This window comes from Lacibacter luteus, from assembly GCF_004118265.1.
In the GTDB taxonomy this organism is placed as follows: domain Bacteria; phylum Bacteroidota; class Bacteroidia; order Chitinophagales; family Chitinophagaceae; genus Lacibacter; species Lacibacter luteus.
This window is the reverse complement of sequence record NZ_SDHW01000001.1, coordinates 179,029-201,071: the sequence shown is the minus strand read 5'-3', so window position 1 is coordinate 201,071 and position 22,043 is coordinate 179,029. Positions and strand designations below refer to the sequence as shown.

Below are 22,043 nucleotides of genomic sequence, written 5' to 3'. Positions count from 1 at the left end.
GTAGTTTAAAGTGTTTGTGGCATTTCGTTTTCGGGATTCTTCTTTTTCACAATTGCAGCAATAATCAAAGAGAAGAGGAAATAAATAAAACAACTGAAAGCAAAACCCAGCAGCATGTTGCCAATACTGAAGCTGTCTTTCTTTCTTGCCTCATCCATAGCTTTTTCTATCTGATCCTGCGATGCACCGAATTTTTTCAGCATCTTTTCCGACATATTCAACGATTCTTCAACCATTGCCTGTTTAAATTCAAGATCAATGAAATTAAAAAGTATATAAGAAAGAACAGAAACGGCCAGTGCAGTAAGCACAAAAACACCAAAGCTTATTTTTAATGCTTTACCAAATTCAAGAAATCCATGATTTTGCTTTTTAGCCGCAATGCAGGCCATTACAGCAAAAATAATCGGCAGTACATAACTGGTAACAAAAGCCAACGGACTCATTAAAATTTTTACACCGCCCAGATACAAACCAATATAAGCGATAACACCAATAAGAGCCGACAAAAGACCGAACTGTAATAAGGGATTTGATTGCTTTGTTTCCATAAACAAAAGTTTAGTTGAGTTTTAGTTGATTGTTATTGATGATGCCAATCACTTTACCTTTTAATTCCTTACCAACAAAGGCAGAATTTTTCGATTTGGAACGAATGGCATCTTCAGTAAACACATATGTCGCCATCGGATCGAAGATTGTTACATTCGCCGGTTCACCTTCTTTAATTACAGGTTGCGAAAGCTGCATCAATTTACGTGGATTGCTGCAAACCAGCTCAACCCAACGTTCTGTACTCAACGCATCAGCAAATACAGCCCCCATTACACCGTAACATGTTTCAAGACCAATCATACCGGGTTTTGCATATTCAAACTCACACACTTTACTATCATATTCATGTGGCTCGTGGTGTGTAGTAATACAATCGATGCCACCATTTAAAACAGCTTGTCTTAAAGCATCACGTTCATTTGCTGTACGCACCGGCGGATATAATTTAAGGTTGGTATCGTAGGTCTGCAGATCTTCATCGGTAAAATAAAGATGAGCAGGCGTTACCGAGCAACTGATAGCTGCACCGCTTTGTTTTGCACGGTTAATATAATCAATACTCTTTGGCGATGTAATACCTGTGAAATGCAGTTTCGATTCAGCATAACGTGCAAGTTTAATATCTCTGGCAACCTGAATTTCTTCTGCAAGAATTGGTTTGCCCGGCAAACCCAGTCTTGTACTGATGATGCCTTCATTCATTAAACCATAAGTGCCGATCGTTTTATCGTCGGGTATTTGGATGATCGTTCCCTCAAATGCTTTCACATACTGCAGTGCTTTCAACAACAAACCTGCAGATTGTACAGGGTGTAATCCATCAGTAAAAGCAACAGCACCTGCAGCTTTCATATCGTACATTTCTGCAAGCTCTTTACCCTCTGTTTGTTTGGTAACTGCACCCAACGGATGTACACTCACCACTTCATTTTTTGCTTTCTGCACCATGTACTCTACCTGCGACTTACCTGTTACGATCGGATTGGTATTAGGCAAGAGGAGCACTTCGGTAAAGCCACCAGCTGCTGCAGCTGCAATACCTGTTTCCAATGTTTCTTTAAACTCAAAACCCGGATCGCAAAAATGAGCAAACACATCAACCCAGCCTGGTGACAGATGCAGGTTATTTGCTTCAATCACTTTATCGGCTTGCTGATCGGGTAGTGAACCGATTTTGCTGATGCGGCCGTTCTCAATAAAAACATCTTGTGTACTCTTATGAAAAGTTGAAAGCGGATCGATAATATGCGCCTGACGAATAAGAATAGTCATGTACCTATAGGATAATTATTGCGCCGCTAAGATCGTTTTTTTTGATTGATTTTGTGTCAAATAGATAGAATTCTTACATTTGCAACCCCGAATGAAATCCAGGGGTGGATTTTCGTTCTTTGTTCGGGACGTAGCGCAGCCCGGTAGCGCATCCCGCCGGAGGCGGGAGGGCTGCTGATCAAAATAGAGAGTTTATGTTTTACGTATATATTCTCTTTAGTAGTTCTTTAGAAAAGTATTATGCTGGCTATACTGAAAATGTAAGTATCAGATTAAATCAGCATAATGCAGGAAAAGGTAATTATACATCAAAAGGTATTCCTTGGATTTTAATTACAACATTTGAATGCACTTCTCGATCAAGTGCAGCTCAACTGGAATTGAAAATAAAAAAAAGAGGAATCAAAAGATACTTACAGGATCAAGGTCTTGTATGAGTTCGGGACGTAGCGCAGCCCGGTAGCGCACTTGCATGGGGTGCAAGGGGTCGCTAGTTCGAATCTAGTCGTCCCGACTGAATAAAAAGCTTCACTGAAAAGTGAAGCTTTTGTGTTTCATAAAACATTGAACGGTAACGCATCCCGCAATAGGCGGAAGATCGCTAGTTCGAATCCAGTCATCCCGACTATGGTGATTCTAAGTTGAATCAATCTCTATAGAATCAGCTGATTTGCAGTCTTTTTTATTTTGTCTCTGTCAAATCATATTAAAAAAACTCAAAAAAATGGTGTAAATCGGTGAGTACATTCAGGCATTTGAATTGTACTCACTGAGAAGCATCTAATTCATTGCAATCCATACTGTCGTCTCAAATTTAGTCAAGACGAAACAGAGGATTCGAAATGGATTTGAAACTGCGGACTGGTATTTCGTGAAGAGTGAATTTCAAATCATTTCAAACCTCAAACGAGACAACGTTATGGAACGACAAACATTCAGCGTTGTTTTCTTTTACGAAAATGCAAGGCAGATAAACAGGGAGCACATATTTATGTGCGCATTACAGTTGATGGCGTAAACGCAGAATTTTCAGCAAAAGAACAAATCAACACCTGTAGCAATAAATCCGGCATCTTCTTTTATCAGGTAATGACTGGTCCAGATAGAAAAACGTCCCTCGTTCACTTCATGGAAAAGTATATTGCCAAATGAATCCGTTGCCACAATATTGTTTGCAAGTTTTGGCTGGTAGTGTTTCAAGTCTCCAGGTATTTCGATCAAGTACGTAATGACACGCTTTTCAGCAGAGATAATGTTGATTTCCATAAGCTCCCATTTTAATTAGTTAGTATCCGAAATTCATAGGTGACTGATCTCAGAATCCAATTGCTTTATAACAGGAAAGAAAACACTGCGGAATAAATTACGTTATCCAGTGATCAGATAAAATAGTTTAATAACAAAACACCTATCAACCCCAAAATTGAAATCATTGTTTCCATCACCGTCCACGAAAGAAATGTTTGTTTGAGTGATAGTTTGAAAAATTCTTTATACATCCAGAAGCCGGAATCGTTGATGTGCGAACCAAATACACTGCCACTACCAACGGCCAATACCATTAACTCGGGTGATGCAGTTCCACTCGTTACTAGCGGTGCAACAATACCCGCAGCAGTAATACCTGCAACTGTTGCTGAACCTATGGTGACACGAAGTAATGCAGTGATCACCCATGCAAAGATCAACGGAGGCATTTGCCATTTGCTGCTGAACGATGCAATGTAATCGCCGGTGCCACTATCCTGCAACACCTGTTTAAATACACCACCAGCTGTAATAATGAGTAAGATCATGGCAATGCCGGAGATACCATCGTTGAGCCATTTCATTTGCTTGTCCATGCTGATCTTCTTCCGCACACCAAACACATAAAATGCAAGCAATACTGCAAGTAGTAAGGCAATGGTTGAATCGCCGATAAACAGGAAAGCGGTTTTCAGTAATCCATCTGCCAGGAAATTTTGTGCAAGAACAGCCAGCGAAATAAGTAAAACAGGAAGTAAGGCAATTAAAAAACTTGGTAAGGCTGCAGGCAGTTCTTTCCATTCTGTTTCTATTGACGTGAACAGGTTCGTTTCTTTTGATGTGATGCCTTTCACCAATCGCCCAAGGAATGGGCCGGCAACTATTACCGCAGGTATGGCAATAACAATTCCATACATCAACACCGTTCCCATATCTGCTTTAAATGCATTCACCAATACAACAGGACCCGGATGTGGTGGTAAAAAACAATGCGTAGTGCTGAGCGATGCAGCCATGGGTATAGCGATATACAACAGCGGCAATCCTGTTTTGCGTGCCAGCATAAATACCAGCGGCACAAGAATAACAAAACCAGCGTTATAATATAACGGAATACCAATTAAAAAACCGGTGAGCAATACTGCCCATTGAATATTTTGTTCGCCGAATTTTTTTATAAGGGTGATGGCAATTTTTTCCGCTGCACCGCTTGCTTCTAAAATTTTTCCAAGCACTGCACCGAGGCAAAGGATCAACGCCAATCCACCTAATGTATTACCAACTCCTTTTTCAATTGATTTCAGCAAAGCAGGAGCGGGCATGCCTAATGCAAGGCCTGCAAGAATTGCCACAATTAATAAGGAGATAAACGGGTTGATCTTTTTTACAGTGAGAAATACCTGTAAAAGAATAGCGCTAAGTATAATGAATAACTGCATGCAAACAATCGTTGAGGGCTGCCGTATAAGACAGCAAATTTTTATTTACCGGGAACTGCCATTATTGCCTGCAAGGCAGGTTTGGATTGTCGTTGACGATCCCATAACAAAGGATAATTTGTGCGTCGTGGTATGGGATAATCATTTTTCCAGTTCATTCCATCGTGCACTCCCCACAGTGTTACACGATCGATCTTATCTCTTCGTTTGTAAAAGATACTGAAAAACTCTGCATATCTATTTGTTAGTAAACGTTGCACACTATCGGGTAAACCTTTTTGATAAGGATCCAAAAATGTTTTGAACTCTTCAAGTTGAAATTGTTTATCAGCCATCCCTTGACCAATGATCTGTCCTTCTTTTGTTAACGGCAGTACATCCACATCCAGTTCCGTGATCATCACTTTTACATTACAGCCAGCATATGCATCAATCGCCTCTTCAATGTATTTTGTTTTAGGATAATTCAATCCCCAATGACCTTGCATACCCACACCATCAATACGTATGCCTTCCTTCTGCAACATTTTTACCAGCCGAACAATGCCATCCCGTTTTGAAGGACGCCATGCATTGAAATCGTTATAATACAATTCTGTGTTGGGCGCATATTGTGCAGCAAACTCAAATGCATATTTCACCAATGTATCACCGTTACCAAATGCATTTACCCATGTTGTGGGCCGGTAGTTTCCATCTTCATCAATTACTTCGTTCACCACATCCCATGCATGTACACGACCGGCATATCGTCCGGCAACAGTTTGTATATGACTCCGCAACCGTTCGATCTGTTCTTCTTTTGTATTTGGTTTTCCCTGTGCATTTGTAAAAAACCATGCAGGACATTGATTGTGCCATACCAATGTGTGACCGATGATAAACATCTTGTTCTTTTCGCCGAAGGCAACAAAATCATCTGCAGGTTTGAAATTAAACACACCGGGCTCCGGATTGATCAGGGCAGCCTTCATCACATTTTCAACGGTAATGGTATTGAAATGTTTTACTACAATATCCTGCGAAGCTTTATCGGCACCTGATGTAATGGCTGGGGTAACGGCCGCACCAATGAGGAATGCATCCTTGTACACATCTTTTAATGTTTGATCGGGAGCAATCGTTCGATTTACTTTTTTCATGGAGGCGAAGCCAATAACAATAAGTGGTAATACAAATAATAAATAGCGTAACTGTTTCAACGGAACTTGTTTTTTTATTGATGGCAATTGATTACTTCACGGTGTTCACTAATTCGCCAATACCCTCAATTGAAATTCTTATTTCATCACCGCTTTGTAAAGTGAAATCACTGCCGGGCACAATGCCAGTACCCGTCATAATTAAACAACCATGCGGAAAACTGCTTTCACGATAAATAAATGAACCCAATTCCTGTGCTGTGCGTTTCATTTGACTAATGGCAATAGTTCCTTCAAATACCACAGCAGCATTACGTTTGATTATAAGTTGAATAGTTGTATCTGGATCGAGTGGATCGTTTGTAAGATAAACACATGGACCAACTGCCGCACAGGCATCGTATGTTTTTGCCTGAGGCAAATACAATGGATTTTCTCCTTCAATACTGCGGCTGCTCATATCGTTTCCCACTGTGTAACCAATAATTTTTCCGGATGATGTTACTACCAAAGTCAATTCGGGTTCAGGCACATCCCATGTACTGTCTTTACGGATGCGTACATAATCGTTGCTACCAACAACACGATGAAAGGGGCTTTTGAAAAAACATTCAGGGCGTTCGGCTTCATATACTTTGCTGTAAAAATCGGCACCGCCTGCTGCTTTGCTTTCTTCCTTGCGGCCCACCATGCTTCTGTAATAGGTAACACCACAAGCCCATAATTCCTGGTTGCTGCCCATAGGCACCAGTACTTCATTTACTACTGAAGGATCAACTGTAGGAAGATTTGCAACTAGCGATGTTGCTTTTACAAGTACGTTATCATCATTAATGAATGTATCCCAACTTTCGTTTGCTACTAAAAAAAACTGGTTGTTCTGTTCAATTACAACGCCTGCTTTCGTTTTAAATAATTTCATGTTTGTATGATTGCTATTTATTTGTTCATTGCATCGCTCCATAGCCAGAGCAGCGACTCAGGTAATATACTGCCGCCATGTTTACCACTATGTGTGCCTGATCCTTTTTCAAATTTAAATTCATAGCCTTTAAATTGAAAGGCAGATTCCATTTCAAGGTTTGCCAACCACCAGTTGCCATGTTCATTGTCCAGATCGTTAGTGCCATCCTGCATAAAGATCTTAATATCTTTCTTTTTATGTTTACGAATGATCGATGGATAATTATTTCCTCCACGGATATTTGTATAGCTACCAATATGACTAAGCACCTTGCTGAAATATTCAGGATGTTCCCACGCTACGGTGAAAGCACAAATTGCTCCACTCGATAAACCGCCAATGCCATGCATCTTCGGATCATTGCTGATATTGTATTGCTTTTTTACTTCCGGAATAATTTCATCTATCAACAGCGTAGAATAACGATCATCCAGCACATCATATTCATCTGCACGGTTTCTTGCTGCAAACCTGTTAGGTGGGTAATCATTTGTAGGATGACCAGGATTCACAAACAAGCAAATTGTGACAGGTAATTTTTTCTGATGAATTAAATTATCATAAACAACCGGCACACGAAAGTCGCCTGAATCATTTACATAGCTATGCCCATCCTGAAATACCATTAATGCTGCAGGTTTAGTTGCATCATATTGAGCCGGCACATAAATGTAATACTCACGAAAATTATTATAGAGCCTGCTTTTCCATTCATGCTTTGTTACGGTTCCTTTTGGAACGCCATCTTTCGGATGCGAATGAGGGCCTAATTTGTAAATCGAATCCTGAGCAAACAGAGTTGAACTGAAAATCAGGAAGACAAAGCACAATACTTCTTTCATGAATGTGTTTTCAATTTTTTCATTCATCATCAAGTTGGATTTAATGTGAATCTCTTGTTACTTCACTGCCGCTGCTTCCTTGTAAAAAATCAAGATCAGCACCTTTATCTGCACCCATCACATGTTTAATATACATACTTACATAACCACGAGTAGCTGCAGGTTTAGGTGATGCCCAGGCTGCTCTGCGTTTAGCCAATTCTTCATCACTAACATGCAAGTGCAATAATCGCTTCTCAACATTTAGTTCGATCATATCACCATTCTGCACCAATGCCAATGCACCACCAATTGCGCTTTCAGGACTTACATGCAATACAGCCGTACCATACGCAGTACCACTCATTCTTCCATCGCTGATGCGCACCATATCTTTAATTCCCTTCTCCAATATTTTTTTCGGCAAAGCCATATTACCCACCTCCGGCATACCCGGGTAACCAACCGGGCCAACATATTTCAACACCATTACACAGTTTTCATCAATATCCAATTCAGGATCATCCACACGTGCATGATAATCTTCAATACTTTCAAACACCACTGCTCTGCCGGTATGTTTCATTAATGCAGGTGTTGCAGCCGATGGTTTAATAACAGCACCATTCTCTGCAAGATTGCCTTTCACCACCACAATGCCAGCTTCCGGAATAAATGGTTTGTTGTATGCAGCAATTACATCAGCATTATAGTTATCTGTTGTGCCAACAATATTCTCCTGGTGATTTTTTCCTGTAACAGTAATAACGTTTTGATGCAATTCTTTTTTCAGTTCATTTAAGATCACTGGTAATCCACCTGCATAATAAAAATCTTCCATCAAATATTTTCCTGAAGGCATCAGGTTGAGCAGGAGAGGGATCTTACTACCGATCGCATCAAAATCATCCAACTTCAGATCAACGCCAATTCTTCCGGCAATGGCAGCGAGATGAATAATAAAGTTTGAAGAACCACCAACGGCTGCATTTACTTTAATGGCATTTTCAAATGCTTCTCTTGTTAATATTTTATCGATGGTTAAATTCTCTTTCACCATTTCAACAATGCGCCTTCCACTCAACTGTGCCATTACTTTTTTACGACTGTCAGCTGCAGGAATAGCAGATGCGCCACTCAATGTTAAACCCAATGATTCAACCATCACAGCCATGGTACTTGCAGTGCCCATCGTCATACAATGACCAATGCTACGGCTCATACAACTTTCTGCATATTCACATTCTTCCTGCGTCATCTTTCCCGTCTTCATGTCTTCATCAAACTTCCACACATGTGTACCACTTCCGATGGTTTGTCCTTTGTAACGTCCGTTTAACATTGGTCCACCCGGAACAACTATCGTAGGCAAGCCAACACTCGCTGCACCCATCACAGTACTCGGAGTTGTTTTATCGCAACCGGTCAATAACACCACGCCATCGATCGGGTTACCACGAATACTTTCTTCTGCATCCATACTTGCCAAATTGCGAAACAACATCGCTGTTGGTTTTAGCAAAGTCTCACCCAAACTCATGATCGGAAACTCAACAGGAAAACCACCTGCTTCCAACACGCCACGTTTCACTGCTTCTGCATGATCACGAAAATGTGCATTGCAAGGTGTGAGTTCACTGAACGTATTGCAAATGCCGATCACCGGTCTGCCATCAAACATATCTGTTGGCATGCCCTGATTCTTCATCCAGCTGCGGTAAATAATTCCGTCTTTGTCTTTGCGGCCAAACCAATCGTGGCTTCTCAAATGTGTGCTCATCTTTTTCTGTTTATAAATTTCACGGGGAACATTGCTGTCTATTCAACATCTTTATTGGTTCTTACACCATTAATTAAACGCCAAATACCCAACGTGTTTTTGTTTCTTAATTCTGCCGGCAATAAAGCGTCAGGCATATTTTGATAACATACCGGTCTTGTAAAACGATTGATAGCTGCAGTACCAACCGACGTGTGCTTGCTATCGGTGGTTGCAGGGAATGGGCCACCATGCACCATTGCGCTGCATACTTCTACACCTGTTGGAAATCCATTAATAACAAGTCTCCCAACTTTCTGCTCAAGAATATGTATGAGATCTTTATACTCCTCCAATTCGTCTTCTGTTCCATGAATAGTAGCAGTGAGGTGTCCTGAAAGTTTTTTAGCAATCTCGATCATCTCTTTTTTCCCTGTAGTATTGATGGTAATGCTTGCCGGACCAAATATTTCTTCGCTTAATTCCGGGTTGTTGTTAAATGTTTCGCTACTTGTTGCCAGCAATACCGGTGTAGCATAATTGCTTTCATTTCCTTTTGCTGCGGCACCGGTTGCTAATTGAACCACACCGTTTACATGCAACTGTTGTTCTACAGCCTTTGTATACGAATGATAAATTGCAGGAGCCAGCATTACACCTCCGTTTGCTTTTTCAAATTCCAGTTTCAATATGTTTTTGAATTTACTTTCATTCTCTTTGTAAAACAGGAGACCGGGATTGGTACAAAACTGTCCAACACCCAATGTAATAGATGCAGCATAACCTGCGGCAATAGCGGCGCCTCGTTCATTCATCGCTTGTGGTAAAATAAAAACAGGATTACTGCTGCCCATTTCTGCATATACAGGTATGGGCTCAGGACGACTAACAGCTGCATCATACAACGCTTTTCCTCCTTTGTATGAACCAGTAAAGCCAACTGCTTTAATGTCTGGATGTTTTACCAACTCCATGCCGGCAGCTGGGCCATCGCCAAACAGCAATGAAAAAACACCATCGGGCATATTGGTATTTATTGCGGCAGTTTGAATTGCTTTGCCGATAATGGATGAAGTGGCAGGATGTGCACTGTGTGCCTTTACAATAACCGGGCAACCTGCCGCCAATGCAGAAGCAGTATCGCCACCCGCAACAGAAAAGGCCAATGGAAAGTTACTTGCTCCAAAAACAACCACCGGGCCAATTGCAATTTGTATATATCGTATGTCAGGTTTAGGAACAGGAGCCCGATCCGGTATAGCAGTATCAATGCGAGCATCCACCCATGAACCTTCACGCAACAATGCAGCAAACATTTTCAATTGATTCACCGTACGTCCTCTTTCACTTTCAATGCGTGCCGGGGGTAAACCGGTTTCGCTGCTGCACACCGTTATTAAATGCACGCCGGTGTTGCTAATTTCTTCTGCAATTGCTTCTAAAAAAGAAGCTTTTTCTTCGCCGCTTTTTTTATAATACAATTGAAAAGCAGCCGCCGCTTTTTCGGCTGCTGTATTTACTTCCTCCTTTGTTGCTTTGGGAAAAACATATTCGTTATTTGCACCGCTAGCAGGATTTAACGAATAAAACGTTTCAGTTCCTTCTATTGATGTGTTGAACCCAATGATCTGCGTTTTCTTTATCATACTAAATGTTGATTAATTGCAAGCGTCGGTATGGAAAAGACCCTTTGTAGATACAAAAGGTCTATTTCTAACGATAATGCTATGCAAGTTGGATCTTACTTCAGCTATTTGTAGTAAACTATTCCAGTCTTATTTTCTCCGATCGTTTTGAATTGCATTTAAAAAGTTTCGCTATCGACTCAAACAAGAAATAAAATCCCGAGGAAACTTTTTTCGATGTTACTATAGTTTGTCCCAAAATACTCTTGATGTTAATTTATCTCCGCCAATAGCTGCAGCTCCATTGTTATAGTGTGCTGTATTGGATGATGCTTCAAGATCAGGATATGAAAGCCTTCTTGCAAAACCTACACTGCCAAGTGCCCCTGCAACAGGGTTGGGTGTTAATGCAGGAAAGCCGCTTCTTCTGAAGTTGGCAAATGCCTCTGTTCCGTTCCTGATATTAATGATCCAATATTGCGTGTTGATCAACTTCAACGCATCAGCAGGAGTATATGCCACACCGGGATCATTTGTATATGCAAGAACTTCTGCACCAGAGATAGGAGTGGTGCCGGTGTAAAGAGAATAGGATGCCATGTCAGCTGCAATTGCATTGTCATAATAGATCTTTGCTTGTGCATCTCCTCCGGGAATCCAACCTCTTTTTGCTGCCTCTGCCAGTAACAAAGATGTTTGCGCATAAGTAACCCAAAACTCAGGTACACCCGGTGCAGCAACAATATTTACATTGAACTGAGAGTAATTAAGTCCTGATCCTCTTGCTCCTCTGTAAGGGCTTCCTGTAGCTAATATCTGATCGCTGGTAACGCCGATTGGTACACCATATTGATTTGCCAACACCATATCAGGAGTGAGATTATTTGCAATAGCACCAGGATCGGGGTATTGTGCTATCAGGAATTTACCACGAGGATCATTGGTAAGCTTTAATTGATTAACAAATGGCTCTGCAGCATAGTTAAATTGGGAGAAGTTCCGTAATGCTGCATTATCTGCCTGCGAAAAAGCTGTTCCATCATTTTTTACAAATGCATTATCTGCGTTTGATGTCATTACTCCTCCGGCAAATGCTTCGGCTACAATGGTTGCAGCTTTTGCAGGATCAAGCTTACTGTAACGCATTCCTAAGCGTAGCAATAATGAATTACCTAATTTTTTCCATTTTGTTGCCTGGTCTGCCACAGTTGAAGTTTTAGTTGATGCCTGCGCATTTGCACCATAGAAAAGATCAGCAGAAATATATTCACCTGTTGTACTTATTGCTGCTGTTGATTCTTTGATCTCTTTATACAGGTCCTCATAAATGGCTGCATCGTCATCGTATTTCGGAAAGAATTTTGCATCGATTACTGCCTTTCCTGCTTCTGAGTAAGGAACATCTCCGTAGTCATCAACCAATCCCATGAACACCTGTGCTTTCCAGATGCGGATCATGCTCTTTAGATTGATGCGGGTTGTGTTAGCACTCAAAAGTGTCAAAGCCTGTGTAAGGTTTTTTACGGGAGGTGCATTGCCATTATTCACTGCGGAATATGATTGATCCCATTTGGGATTACTGTTCCCATCAATGTCAACATTGAAACTGAAACCCTGGTTGGCCCCGGTGTTGTATGGAACAATAAACTGCTGCACAATGATATGTTCTGCATTCCATGTGCCGATATGTGTACGTTGTGCACCTGCTAACAAAAGAGCAGGGTCAATTGATGTTACAGCGTAGGGGTTGGTATTTATTTTTTCAAAATCCTTATCACAGGCTGTAAGTAAACAGCCACTGCAAATAATAAGGATGAGTTGTTTAAATATCTTCAGCATGTTGTTAGAATTTAACATTTAAAGTAAGATTGTAATTGCGTGTTGTTGGTAATGATGAATTCTCATAACCAGCCCTGATATCACCAGATGATTGGATAGCTTCAGGATCAAGACCAGGCAGATCTTTGTAAAGAATTGCCACGTTGCGGCAGGAAGCAGACAGAGATAATCCTTTTACGAATTTCAATGCCGATACTTTACCAATAAGACTGGTGAAATTATATGCTAAAGAAATGTTTCTGAGTTTTACAAAATCTGACTTGAATGTAAATGGATCACCTATCTGATCATTTCTGTAACCTGTCCATAAATTTTGTAAACCATTAGCTGCAACAGTAACCACAACAGTGTTGGGTTGTCCGGTGTTAACGTTAACACCAGGGAATACATAACCACCTTCACGACCAGTTAAAGACAACTTGCTATGACCTTGCCTTGTCATGTTCAACAGTGTAGATGATAATACGGTACCGCCGAATTTATAATCGACATGAACACCGAGGCTAAGATTCTTATAGGAGAACGTATTGTTCCACCCTCCGGTGAACTTAGGGATTGCACTGCCTACAGGAACAAAACCAGTAGTAATACCTTTGGGATTTGTATTTGATGCCAGAGGACGGCCATCGTTACCTATCAGGATATCGCCATTGGCATTTCTTCTATACGTTCTTGTGTACAGTTGATTCATAGCTAAACCTTCTGTGTACCTTATTTCTCCAAGGAATTCATTACCTGTTCCATTAAAATAAAGCAGAAGAATTGTTCCGCTGGGATTACCAACATTCAACACTTTTGTTTTAAGAAATGCGTTGTTCCAGGAAGTGGTCCAGTTGAAATTTTTGCCTTGTACCGCTTTATATTCAATCATTGTTTCCAAACCACTGTTCTTTAATGAAGCTGCATTTTGTTTGGAAGTATTATAGCCCGATGCAGTAGAAAGATTAACATCAATGATTTGTTCAGTTGTTACTTTATCAAATGCTGCAACATCTAACATCAACCTGTTCTTAAACAATCTTAATTCAAGACCTAATTCTTTTTCTGTTACTGTGAACGGCTGTAATAATGGGTTTGGAGCGCCGGTTCCGTTAATGCTTGCGGTGGTTTGTCCATTAAACAGGTTTGCACCAAGTCCATAAGTAAGCACACCATCATAAGGATTTACCGAAGCTACACTACCCACCTGTGCCCATGAAGCTCTTAGTTTACCAAATGATAACCAGTTCACATTTTTTAGGAGCTGGGAGAAAACAAAACTTCCTGATACAGATGAGTAGAACTTACTGTTGTTTTCAGGATTGAGGATCGAAAACCAATCATTTCTTGCTGTACCATTGATGTATAAAAGCCCGTTGTAACCTAACTCGAGCACACCATAAAGTGAATTCACACGTTGCTGGCTGTAGTTAAAACCATCACCTGCACCTTTCACAGTACCGTTGCGGTATGAATAAAGATCAGGAACAGTAAAGTTAGTGGCACTTTGCACCATGTTCTTCCATTCTGAACGTAATGTGTTGCCACCAAAGCTTGCATCAACAGAAAACTTACCAAATTCGTGGTTGGCACCAACCAGGAAATCAGCATTTATGTTTGTTGTTGTTGTTTGGCTGAGATTATACGCACCTCTGTATGTAACAGTAGGAGTAGTAGTAGCAATAGTAGTGTTGGCGCCCTGACCATTCAATGTGTAAGATTCCATGAAATTATCGCCACGATCGTAGTTAAATCTTCCCTGTGCATACAACCAATCAGTGATGTTGTATCGTAAAGTAGTTGTACCGAGAAGACGGTTTCTGTCTTCCTTATATTTTTGTCCGTATTGCAAAGCAAAGTATGGATTGTTCACTGTTCCCTGGAATCCGCTTGTTCTCCATTCTGCATTGGTAGCAGGATCTTTTGCATTATCACGATAAGCTTCAATAGGAACAGAAATGGGCATCCTGTTAAAGAAATTGACGGCACCATCACCTTGTGTACCTATTTGCGGAGGGTTAATATAATCTTCATCAGCATAGTTAACGTTTACCTGTAACCGAAGTTTTTTTGCAATGGTTTGATTCACGCCGATATTGAAGATCCTTCTTTTATATTCATTGCCCGGAACAATACCTTTTGCGCTTGTTGTAGAGAGTGATGTTCTGAAACTTCCATTAGTTCCGCCACCTGATAACCCAAGCGTATTGGTAAGATTTGTTCCTGTTCGTAAATAGTCAAACAACTGGAAAGGATGAGCAGAGTAGGGACGCATTTTACCATCGAAATTGATGGTTGGTTGTCCATCTAATTTAGCACCCCATCCCCACTGACCATTACCTTGGATCTGTGCAGCGGTTGTAAACTTTACACCACCTTGCCCCTGGCCATATTGCGTTTGAACGATCTCATCCATAAAATTCAAAGCCTGCGAACTGGTATAGCTCGATGTAAAATCAACACCAATACCTTGATTTTTTTGACCTGATTTTGTGGTGATGATAATAGCGCCAGCAGCAGCTCTTGAACCATAAATAGCCGCAGCGGCTGCTCCTTTTAATACGGTCATACTCTCAATATCATCAGGGTTAATATTTGCCAGGTTATCACCACGGTCACGTGATGGATTGTTTCCTTCGTTGTTTCTTGCTTCTTGATCTAGAGGAAGACCATTCACAACTAAAAGTGGGGCGTTGTTAGCTCCTGCAAAACCAACCTGTCCACGCAAACGGATCTGGTTACTCGCACCAGCACCTGCAGCAGGTGGTGTAATATTTAAGCCCGCAACCTTGCCCACAAGTGATTCACCAAGATTTGTAGTTCGCTGTCTTACCATTTCATCTGTATTAACTGATGTTGTGGAATAACCCAGCTTTTTTGCAGCTCTTCTTTCGCCCAATGCGATCACTACTACTTCTTCCATATTGGTTTCGCTCTTGGCCAATGTAACAGAAACAGTGGCTCTGCCATCTACAGGCACTTCCAGTTTTGAAAATCCAATAGAGCTGAATACAAGCACGTCGTTTCCTGCAGCAGCAATACTAAAATTGCCTGAAGCATTTGTAACAGTTGCTTTGTTTGTGCCTTTTACTGCAACGGTGGCTCCGTTAACGGGTTTATTTTCCTCGTCGAGCACAGTACCTGTAACTGTTTGCGCATTTGCAGCAGTAAAAAAAGTGAGGAGGAAGAGTGAGAAAAGTAGTCTGATCAAACCCGTTTTAAATCCGGGTTGGAGATTTTCCTTCATAATGCAATCGTTTTGGTTAAGTGATGAGTAACCTGGTAAATTAAAATAACTTACAGGGTCTTATAATCGTACGCTAAAGTATTTACAGCTGCAGGCAAAAACTTCCATTAAAAAACTTCGTTGAATTTTATAAATGCAGCTGGGATAAATTCATTTTCTTTATAACATACTGCCGTAACAGGTACGATTGCATCGAACAGAGTTGTACAGTATTACACATGAATCAATTTGTGCTTAGCCATACCACTGCTTCTGAGTTGCGCTTATTTCCTCACATTATAGAAATAGGTGCAATTAAAAATACGGCAATTCGTCTCAACGGCTTTCCTTTATCTGCAGAGCGTTCATTAAGATTATACTATATACAAGAGGGAAAATTTGAATGGAGTATCAATGAAAGACGTTTCACACTTTTTCCCGGAGACGTTGCATTAGTATTACCAGGTGTTGAATTTGGAAATGAAAGTGCAGTACTGGAGATAGGGAGTTTTTCTTGGATATGTTTAGAAATAAGTAAAAACGAAAAAGGCGAGCTGGAGCCAGGGGCATGGAGCAGTTTAACGCAGGTAGAAAGCTATGCAATTGATAAAATACTGCAAACCGATCAATCACCCGTTCTGCAAAAATTTACAGATGCAGGTGTTATACTCAAGTCAATACAAACTGAGTTATTTAAACAGGAGTTAGGATTTCAAACGAGAGTAAATCATTTAATCGATGAGATACTGATACAACTGTGCAGGCAGTTTACAAGAATGTTGAATCCCGGTCGTGATTTCCCCAAAACATTTATGAAACTGGAGCAGGAGCTACGTCAGAATTTGTCGCATCAATGGACGGTGGAAGAAATGGCTGCATTGGTTGGCTTAGGTACAACACTGTTCAACGAAAAAGTAAAAAGCTACTCGGGCTTTTCGCCGTTGAACTATCTTATCAATATCCGAATATCAGAAGCAATTAAATTATTGAAGATGCCCGATATAAGCTTAACGGACATTGCTTTGGACACCGGCTTTTATTCATCGCAGCATTTTTCAACAACATTTAAAAAACTAACCGGCTATACACCCAGTCAATTCAGAAAAAATCATTTGGGAACAAACTAATTTATATCAAATGGAATGTATCATCACCATAGAACTCGGCACGAATGCAGTAAGAGTTTATGCATTTGATCTCAACGGAAATATCATCGGGTCGCTGAAAGGATATTGCCCTACGTTTCACAGCGAGCCTGATTACAGTGAGCAGGATGCCGACCAGATTTTTATTACCATGCTGTATGTATTAAAAAATCTCCTGAATGATGTATTGCATCCAAAGAAAATTAAAGTGAGGTGTATTTGTTTCAGTTCATCGATGCACAGCGTGCTGGCGGTTGATAAGCGTGGGAATCCAATGGGGCATGCAATTATCTGGGCCGATAACAGGGCGAATAAAGAAGCAGCAGAACTGAAAAGCTCATCACTTGGAAAAAGTATTTACAACGCAACAGGTACCCCGCTTCATCCCATGTCGCCGCTTACAAAAATTGCGTGGATCAAAAACCAGGAAAATGAAAAGTTCAAGCAGGTAAGTAAATTTTTATCGCTTAAAGCATATATACTGCAACAGCTTACCGGGGAATATGTAATTGATTACAGTATTGCTTCAGCAACCGGCTTGTTGAATATCCATAAAATTAAGTGGGAGGCAGAGTCATTAAAGTTTGCAGGAATTACTGCAGCCATGTTACCTGAATTAGTACCCGTAGATACAAAGGTTGGCAAATTAAATAAAGCATACCAGGCTTCATTGGGTCTATCGGCCGATACAATCATACTGGCAGGGTCAAGTGATGGATGCATGGCGGTTCTTGGTGATGGTGTTACCGGAGAAGGAGTGGCAACTATTACTGTTGAAGATAGTGGCGCTGTAAGAGTTGTGAGTGATAAAGTAATGCAGGATGATAAGCAACGATTTTTTAATTACCTGCTTACGGAAAATAAATATGTATCAGGTGGCCCAACGAATAACGGTGGCGTCATCTTCGAATGGTTCACACGACAGTTCGGGGATTTTAAAAATCCATTCGACATTGAACATACAATGCTGGAGTTGATCAATGAAGCATCGAAAGTGCCGGCAGGTTCAGATGGGTTATTGTTTCTTCCATACCTGTTAGGCGAACGTGCTCCTATCTGGAATGCCAATGCACGTGGAGTTTATTTCGGTTTAAATATCAAACATGAAAAATCACATTTTGTAAGAGCAACCATTGAAGGTATTTTATACGAGCTCTATAGCATTGGAAAAACATTGGAAGAACACAGAACCATTAACAGCCTTTCGATCAATGGTAGTTTTGGAACCTTGCCCTTCTTTACCCAAATGGTTGCTGATATTTATAACAAACCAGTTCGTTTACGACAACAGTATCACAGTGTGAGTTATGGCGCTTACTTATTAAGTGCAACAGAGATGGGAATTTATAAATCGCTTGATGAAGCTGCTAAATCGGTTGTATTGCCCGACCTCGCTACACCAGATAAACAAAACAACAAAACGTATTTGAAGTACTTCAAAATATTCGAAAGGTTAAGTACAAAGCTGGCGAGTGAATTTGCTGACATTGCAGCGCTGCAACATGAGTAAGATCATTTCATCGTAAGTCGATTGTTGCCAATTAGCAAATTAATAAATACACTCAATCAGGAATTAAAAATCTCATATCACTGATAAAAGAATAAAATAAAAATGGAGCGTAAAAGGAAACCAGTTCTTTATTCTGCAATTGCTGTCGTACTTGCAACATTAACGATTGTACTTTGGCTGACGAACAATATAACCCTGGCAGGATGGTCCCTGGCATTATTTTTTTTAAGTCTTGCATTTGTTTTCAGAGGCATTCCATTATTAAAAGGGCTTTCGTTTACTGCTATCATTTTGGCTTCAGTTGTATTGGCTATGTGGCACCCTGAATATTTTACCAACTGGGGTAATTTTTCATTAAGCAGTACCATTATTCCATTTATTCAATTGCTGATGTTTGGAATGGGGTCGTCAATGAGTGTGAACGATTTTGCAGCAGTTGTAAAATCGCCAAAAGGAGTTGTGATAGGTGTTGCAAGCCAGTTTATTATTATGCCGTCGCTTGGTTTTATATTATCCAATGTAACAAACTTTCCTTCCGAAATAGCTGCAGGTATTATTTTGATTGGATGTTCACCAAGCGGATTGGCTTCAAACGTAATGGCCTATTTATCAAAAGCCAATCTTGCGTTATCGATCACCATTACATCCATCACTACATTAATTGCTCCATTTGTTACACCATTACTAATGAAATTATTTGCAGGAGCCTTAATTGAAATAGATGTATTGAAGATGATGTGGGATATTTTTAAAATGATCATCCTGCCAATTGGTGCGGGATTAATCTTCAACAAACTGCTGAAAGGAAAAATTCAATGGCTTGATAAAGCCATGCCGTTGATCTCAATGTTTGCTATTACAGCTATTGTTACAATTATTGTTGCCTCGGGAAGGGATAACCTGTTAAAGATTGGATTGCTCTTAACTGTTGTTGCAATAGCACACAACACATTTGGATACCTGTTAGGCTACTGGAGTGGACGTTTATTCAACATGAGCGAAAGAGATTGCAGAACCATTGCCATTGAAGTAGGTATGCAAAATGCGGGACTTGCATCCGGCATTGCAAAAGAGCTTGGAAAAATTTCAACCATCGGGTTAGCCGCCGCTGTGTTTGGGCCACTCATGAATATAACAGGGTCGGCATTGGCCAGCTGGTGGCATAATCGCCCACCCGTAGAAAAATAAATGAAAAAGAATTAAACCAGGTCACTCAATAAAAATAATCGCCATGATAAAATTTAAAAACGGCTTGCTTGCGTTGTGTTTTTTTTTATTGCTTCAACCATTGCTAGGCCAGGAAGTACAAATCAGCAAAGAACAACTGATTGCATTAACGCCACTTTGGACAGGTGAGCGTTTTCCTGACGGTCGGCCAAAAGTTCCTGATCAGATATTACAGCGAATGAAAAATGTAAGTGTGGAAGAAGCATGGGCTGTAATGAAAAACGCTGGCTATGCCTATCAAATTGCAGAAGGCTGGCAGCTCATTCATCCAGATAGTGTTTTAGTTGGTCGTGCTGTAACAGCAACGTTTATGCCTGGCCGGCCCGATGTTTGGAAAGCAATTGATTCGGTTGGAAAAAAAGCAGGCAAACGTGGACAAAATACCTGGGCTGTTGACATACTTGTAAAAGGCGATGTATATGTGGCCGATCAGTTTGGTGCACAAAAGAACGGTCCCACCATTGGTGATAATGTTGGTAATGCGATCTATGCAAAAACCGGAAACGGAATTGTGTATGATGGCGCTTTGCGTGATGTTGAAGGACTAAAAGATATCCCGGGCTTTACCTCTTTTTATACAAGCTATGATCCTTCTTATCATAATCCTCCCGGTGATTTGACTACAATGATCGTTGGCATTAATCATCCGACACGTATTCGAACGGTTACAGTTATGCCGGGTGATGTGGTGCTCGGCAAATTAGGAGTTGTTGTTTTTATTCCTCCACACCTTGCAGAACGTGTTGTTACAACTTCAGAGATTGTAAGGTTGAGAGATATGTTTGGTCATCAGCGTTTGCGTGAGGGGAAATATACCGCCGGACAAATTGATGCAAGATGGACTGATGAAATTGAACGTGATTTTTCAAAGTGGCTGAATGATCACATCAATGAATTGCCGGTAGGCAAAGCACAGATTCAAGAATATTTGAAAGATCGTACCTGGTAAGATCAATAATCAAACTATCACCATAGAAAAAAATCATACAATGTCAAATTCAAGAAGATCATTTATAACAAAAGCTGCTGTAGCTGCAGCCATGGCGCCACTAGCACCACTTGCGTCATTTGGCAAACCAATGGAAGATGCTATTGAGAAAACATCAAAATCATCAGCTCCTTCCGATCTGAAAATAGAAAATGTAACGCCTGCATATTTGCCGAATAACAGGATGTATATTAAAATAACCACTAACCAGGGTTTAGTAGGTTATGGAGAAGGTGTTGATGCTATACCAGGCACTTATCATCTCGTTAAAAATTTTGGTATTCGTCTAAAGGGTAGAAATCCGTTGGATGTTAACCGCATATTTGAAGATATACGCAAGCAAGGAATTTTCCAGGGAGCACAAGCCGGAATGTACATAGCAGTTTTGTCTGCTATCGAAATTGCTCTTTGGGATCTTGCAGGCAAAGCACTGGGTGTACCCGTGTATCGTTTGTTAGGCGGAAAGTTTAGGGATAAGATCAGGGTATATTACGATACTGTTTTTTATGCAATCAGAAATCCACCGGTTAAAGAATATGTAGATGCAGGAAAAAAAGGAGTAAGCATGGGTTTTACTGCTATTAAGTACGATATAGATGAGGCGAATGATCCAAATAAATATGATCGTTATAACTGGACGATGAGCCCCGGTGAGTTAATACGTATGGAAGAGCAGGTTGCGGCAGCAAGAGAAGCAGTGGGACCAAAGGTTGACATCTGCATTGATATGCATGGAAGGTATGATTATGTAACGGCACAAGCTGTTGCTCAGCGTTTAGAGAAATATAATTTGATGTGGCTGGAAGAACCAATGCCAACAGAAAATGTTGATATTTATAAATCGCTTACAGAATCAACCAGCATTCCGATCTGTTACGGTGAAAACAATTACCTGGCTTATGGTTTCAGAAGAGCATTGGAAATTGGAGCTGTAGATATTGTAATGCCCGATTTGCAAAAATGCGGAGGTTTGGGAGAAGGACAACGTATTGCCAATCTTGCCAATTTATATTACAAACCGTTTTCGCCACACATGGTAGCTTCCTTTCTTGGATGCATGGCCACCTGTCATGTTTGCGCATCGGTACCTAACTTTATGATACTTGAATGGCAAGCTTATTTCCATACTGAGCAAAAGTGGAAGGACATTATAAAATATGATGGCGAATGGGTAAAAGATGGATTCATTACTGTTTCAGAAAAACCGGGAATAGGTGTTGATGTAAATGAAGAAGGAGTGAAAAAGTATGCGATACCCGGCGTGCCAATTTTTGAATAAATGATCCGGAATTTTTATTGTAATC

Annotated in this window: 17 protein-coding genes and 1 tRNA gene; 7 read left to right on the top strand and 11 right to left on the bottom strand. The window is 40.5% G+C overall.

What is annotated here, in order from left to right; all coding sequences use genetic code 11:
- Positions 1–5 precede the first annotated feature (5 nt).
- Both ESA94_RS00835 and ESA94_RS00830 read right to left on the bottom strand, forming a co-directional pair.
- Positions 6–551 (bottom strand): DUF4199 domain-containing protein, encoded by a 546-nt coding sequence (locus tag ESA94_RS00835; protein WP_129128966.1) that lies wholly within the window; start codon positions 549–551, stop codon positions 6–8.
- 10 nt (positions 552–561) lie between these two features.
- A complete protein-coding gene (locus tag ESA94_RS00830; protein WP_129128965.1) occupies positions 562–1,827 on the bottom strand; it encodes a dihydroorotase in 1,266 nt (421 codons plus the stop codon).
- A 194-nt stretch (positions 1,828–2,021) separates the two neighbouring features.
- Here ESA94_RS00830 and ESA94_RS00825 point away from each other — a divergent pair, with 194 nt between their 5' ends.
- Both ESA94_RS00825 and ESA94_RS00820 read left to right on the top strand, forming a co-directional pair.
- Positions 2,022–2,264 carry a GIY-YIG nuclease family protein gene (locus ESA94_RS00825; protein ID WP_129128964.1) on the top strand — a complete coding sequence of 81 codons (243 nt, stop codon included), beginning with the start codon at positions 2,022–2,024 and terminating at the stop codon, positions 2,262–2,264.
- 3 nt (positions 2,265–2,267) lie between these two features.
- Positions 2,268–2,341 (top strand) — tRNA-Pro (locus ESA94_RS00820).
- 515 nt (positions 2,342–2,856) lie between these two features.
- Here ESA94_RS00820 and ESA94_RS00815 read toward each other — a convergent pair.
- From ESA94_RS00815 to ESA94_RS00775, 9 genes are all read right to left on the bottom strand, one after another.
- A complete protein-coding gene (locus ESA94_RS00815; protein WP_129128963.1) occupies positions 2,857–3,093 on the bottom strand; it encodes a hypothetical protein in 237 nt (78 codons plus the stop codon).
- 113 nt (positions 3,094–3,206) lie between these two features.
- Entirely contained in the window at positions 3,207–4,514 is a 1,308-nt protein-coding gene (locus ESA94_RS00810; protein ID WP_129128962.1) for a gluconate:H+ symporter, read from the bottom strand.
- Positions 4,515–4,555: 41 nt separating this feature from the next.
- Entirely contained in the window at positions 4,556–5,716 is a 1,161-nt protein-coding gene (locus ESA94_RS00805; RefSeq protein WP_205755886.1) for an endo-1,4-beta-xylanase, read from the bottom strand.
- Positions 5,717–5,747: 31 nt separating this feature from the next.
- The gene (locus ESA94_RS00800) at positions 5,748–6,578 is read right to left on the bottom strand and encodes a fumarylacetoacetate hydrolase family protein (RefSeq protein WP_129128961.1); all 831 of its coding nucleotides are present in this window, start codon (positions 6,576–6,578) and stop codon (positions 5,748–5,750) included.
- 17 nt (positions 6,579–6,595) lie between these two features.
- Positions 6,596–7,492 (bottom strand): alpha/beta hydrolase, encoded by an 897-nt coding sequence (locus ESA94_RS00795; protein ID WP_205755885.1) that lies wholly within the window; start codon positions 7,490–7,492, stop codon positions 6,596–6,598.
- Positions 7,493–7,502: 10 nt separating this feature from the next.
- Entirely contained in the window at positions 7,503–9,221 is a 1,719-nt protein-coding gene (locus tag ESA94_RS00790) for an IlvD/Edd family dehydratase (protein ID WP_129128960.1), read from the bottom strand.
- A gap of 38 nt (positions 9,222–9,259) precedes the next feature.
- Positions 9,260–10,846 carry an aldehyde dehydrogenase (NADP(+)) gene (locus tag ESA94_RS00785; RefSeq protein ID WP_129128959.1) on the bottom strand — a complete coding sequence of 529 codons (1,587 nt, stop codon included), beginning with the start codon at positions 10,844–10,846 and terminating at the stop codon, positions 9,260–9,262.
- Between the two features lie 222 nt (positions 10,847–11,068).
- Positions 11,069–12,664, bottom strand: a complete 1,596-nt coding sequence (locus tag ESA94_RS00780) for a SusD/RagB family nutrient-binding outer membrane lipoprotein (RefSeq protein WP_129128958.1) — start codon at positions 12,662–12,664, stop codon at positions 11,069–11,071.
- A gap of 4 nt (positions 12,665–12,668) precedes the next feature.
- Positions 12,669–15,890: a SusC/RagA family TonB-linked outer membrane protein gene (locus tag ESA94_RS00775; protein WP_129128957.1), complete on the bottom strand. Its 3,222-nt coding sequence runs from the start codon at positions 15,888–15,890 to the stop codon at positions 12,669–12,671.
- A gap of 218 nt (positions 15,891–16,108) precedes the next feature.
- Between ESA94_RS00775 and ESA94_RS00770 the strand changes: the two genes are divergently transcribed.
- The 5 genes from ESA94_RS00770 (at position 16,109) to ESA94_RS00750 (ending at position 22,018) form a co-directional block, all read left to right on the top strand.
- Entirely contained in the window at positions 16,109–16,996 is an 888-nt protein-coding gene (locus ESA94_RS00770) for an AraC family transcriptional regulator (RefSeq protein WP_129128956.1), read from the top strand.
- Positions 16,997–17,006: 10 nt separating this feature from the next.
- Positions 17,007–18,524 carry a gluconokinase gene (locus ESA94_RS00765; RefSeq protein ID WP_129128955.1) on the top strand — a complete coding sequence of 506 codons (1,518 nt, stop codon included), beginning with the start codon at positions 17,007–17,009 and terminating at the stop codon, positions 18,522–18,524.
- Between the two features lie 102 nt (positions 18,525–18,626).
- On the top strand, positions 18,627–19,712 hold the full coding sequence (locus ESA94_RS00760) for a bile acid:sodium symporter family protein (protein ID WP_129128954.1): 1,086 nt from the start codon (positions 18,627–18,629) through the stop codon (positions 19,710–19,712).
- A 43-nt stretch (positions 19,713–19,755) separates the two neighbouring features.
- Positions 19,756–20,700 (top strand): RraA family protein, encoded by a 945-nt coding sequence (locus tag ESA94_RS00755; RefSeq protein WP_129128953.1) that lies wholly within the window; start codon positions 19,756–19,758, stop codon positions 20,698–20,700.
- A gap of 40 nt (positions 20,701–20,740) precedes the next feature.
- The gene (locus ESA94_RS00750) at positions 20,741–22,018 is read left to right on the top strand and encodes a mandelate racemase/muconate lactonizing enzyme family protein (RefSeq protein WP_129128952.1); all 1,278 of its coding nucleotides are present in this window, start codon (positions 20,741–20,743) and stop codon (positions 22,016–22,018) included.
- The last annotated feature ends 25 nt before the right edge of the window (positions 22,019–22,043 follow it).

Excerpts from the sequence above, each read along its gene's own strand:
- ESA94_RS00835 (WP_129128966.1), bottom strand. The coding sequence starts at position 551 with ATGGAAACAAAGCAATCAAATCCCTTATTACAGTTCGGTCTTTTGTCG.
- ESA94_RS00830 (WP_129128965.1), bottom strand. The coding sequence starts at position 1,827 with ATGACTATTCTTATTCGTCAGGCGCATATTATCGATCCGCTTTCAACT.
- ESA94_RS00825 (WP_129128964.1), top strand. The coding sequence starts at position 2,022 with ATGTTTTACGTATATATTCTCTTTAGTAGTTCTTTAGAAAAGTATTAT.
- ESA94_RS00815 (WP_129128963.1), bottom strand. The coding sequence starts at position 3,093 with ATGGAAATCAACATTATCTCTGCTGAAAAGCGTGTCATTACGTACTTG.
- ESA94_RS00810 (WP_129128962.1), bottom strand. The coding sequence starts at position 4,514 with ATGCAGTTATTCATTATACTTAGCGCTATTCTTTTACAGGTATTTCTC.
- ESA94_RS00800 (WP_129128961.1), bottom strand. The coding sequence starts at position 6,578 with ATGAAATTATTTAAAACGAAAGCAGGCGTTGTAATTGAACAGAACAAC.
- ESA94_RS00795 (WP_205755885.1), bottom strand. The coding sequence starts at position 7,492 with ATGATGAATGAAAAAATTGAAAACACATTCATGAAAGAAGTATTGTGC.
- ESA94_RS00790 (WP_129128960.1), bottom strand. The coding sequence starts at position 9,221 with ATGAGCACACATTTGAGAAGCCACGATTGGTTTGGCCGCAAAGACAAA.
- ESA94_RS00785 (WP_129128959.1), bottom strand. The coding sequence starts at position 10,846 with ATGATAAAGAAAACGCAGATCATTGGGTTCAACACATCAATAGAAGGA.
- ESA94_RS00780 (WP_129128958.1), bottom strand. The coding sequence starts at position 12,664 with ATGCTGAAGATATTTAAACAACTCATCCTTATTATTTGCAGTGGCTGT.
- ESA94_RS00775 (WP_129128957.1), bottom strand. The coding sequence starts at position 15,890 with ATGAAGGAAAATCTCCAACCCGGATTTAAAACGGGTTTGATCAGACTA.
- ESA94_RS00770 (WP_129128956.1), top strand. The coding sequence starts at position 16,109 with ATGAATCAATTTGTGCTTAGCCATACCACTGCTTCTGAGTTGCGCTTA.
- ESA94_RS00765 (WP_129128955.1), top strand. The coding sequence starts at position 17,007 with ATGGAATGTATCATCACCATAGAACTCGGCACGAATGCAGTAAGAGTT.
- ESA94_RS00760 (WP_129128954.1), top strand. The coding sequence starts at position 18,627 with ATGGAGCGTAAAAGGAAACCAGTTCTTTATTCTGCAATTGCTGTCGTA.
- ESA94_RS00755 (WP_129128953.1), top strand. The coding sequence starts at position 19,756 with ATGATAAAATTTAAAAACGGCTTGCTTGCGTTGTGTTTTTTTTTATTG.
- ESA94_RS00750 (WP_129128952.1), top strand. The coding sequence starts at position 20,741 with ATGTCAAATTCAAGAAGATCATTTATAACAAAAGCTGCTGTAGCTGCA.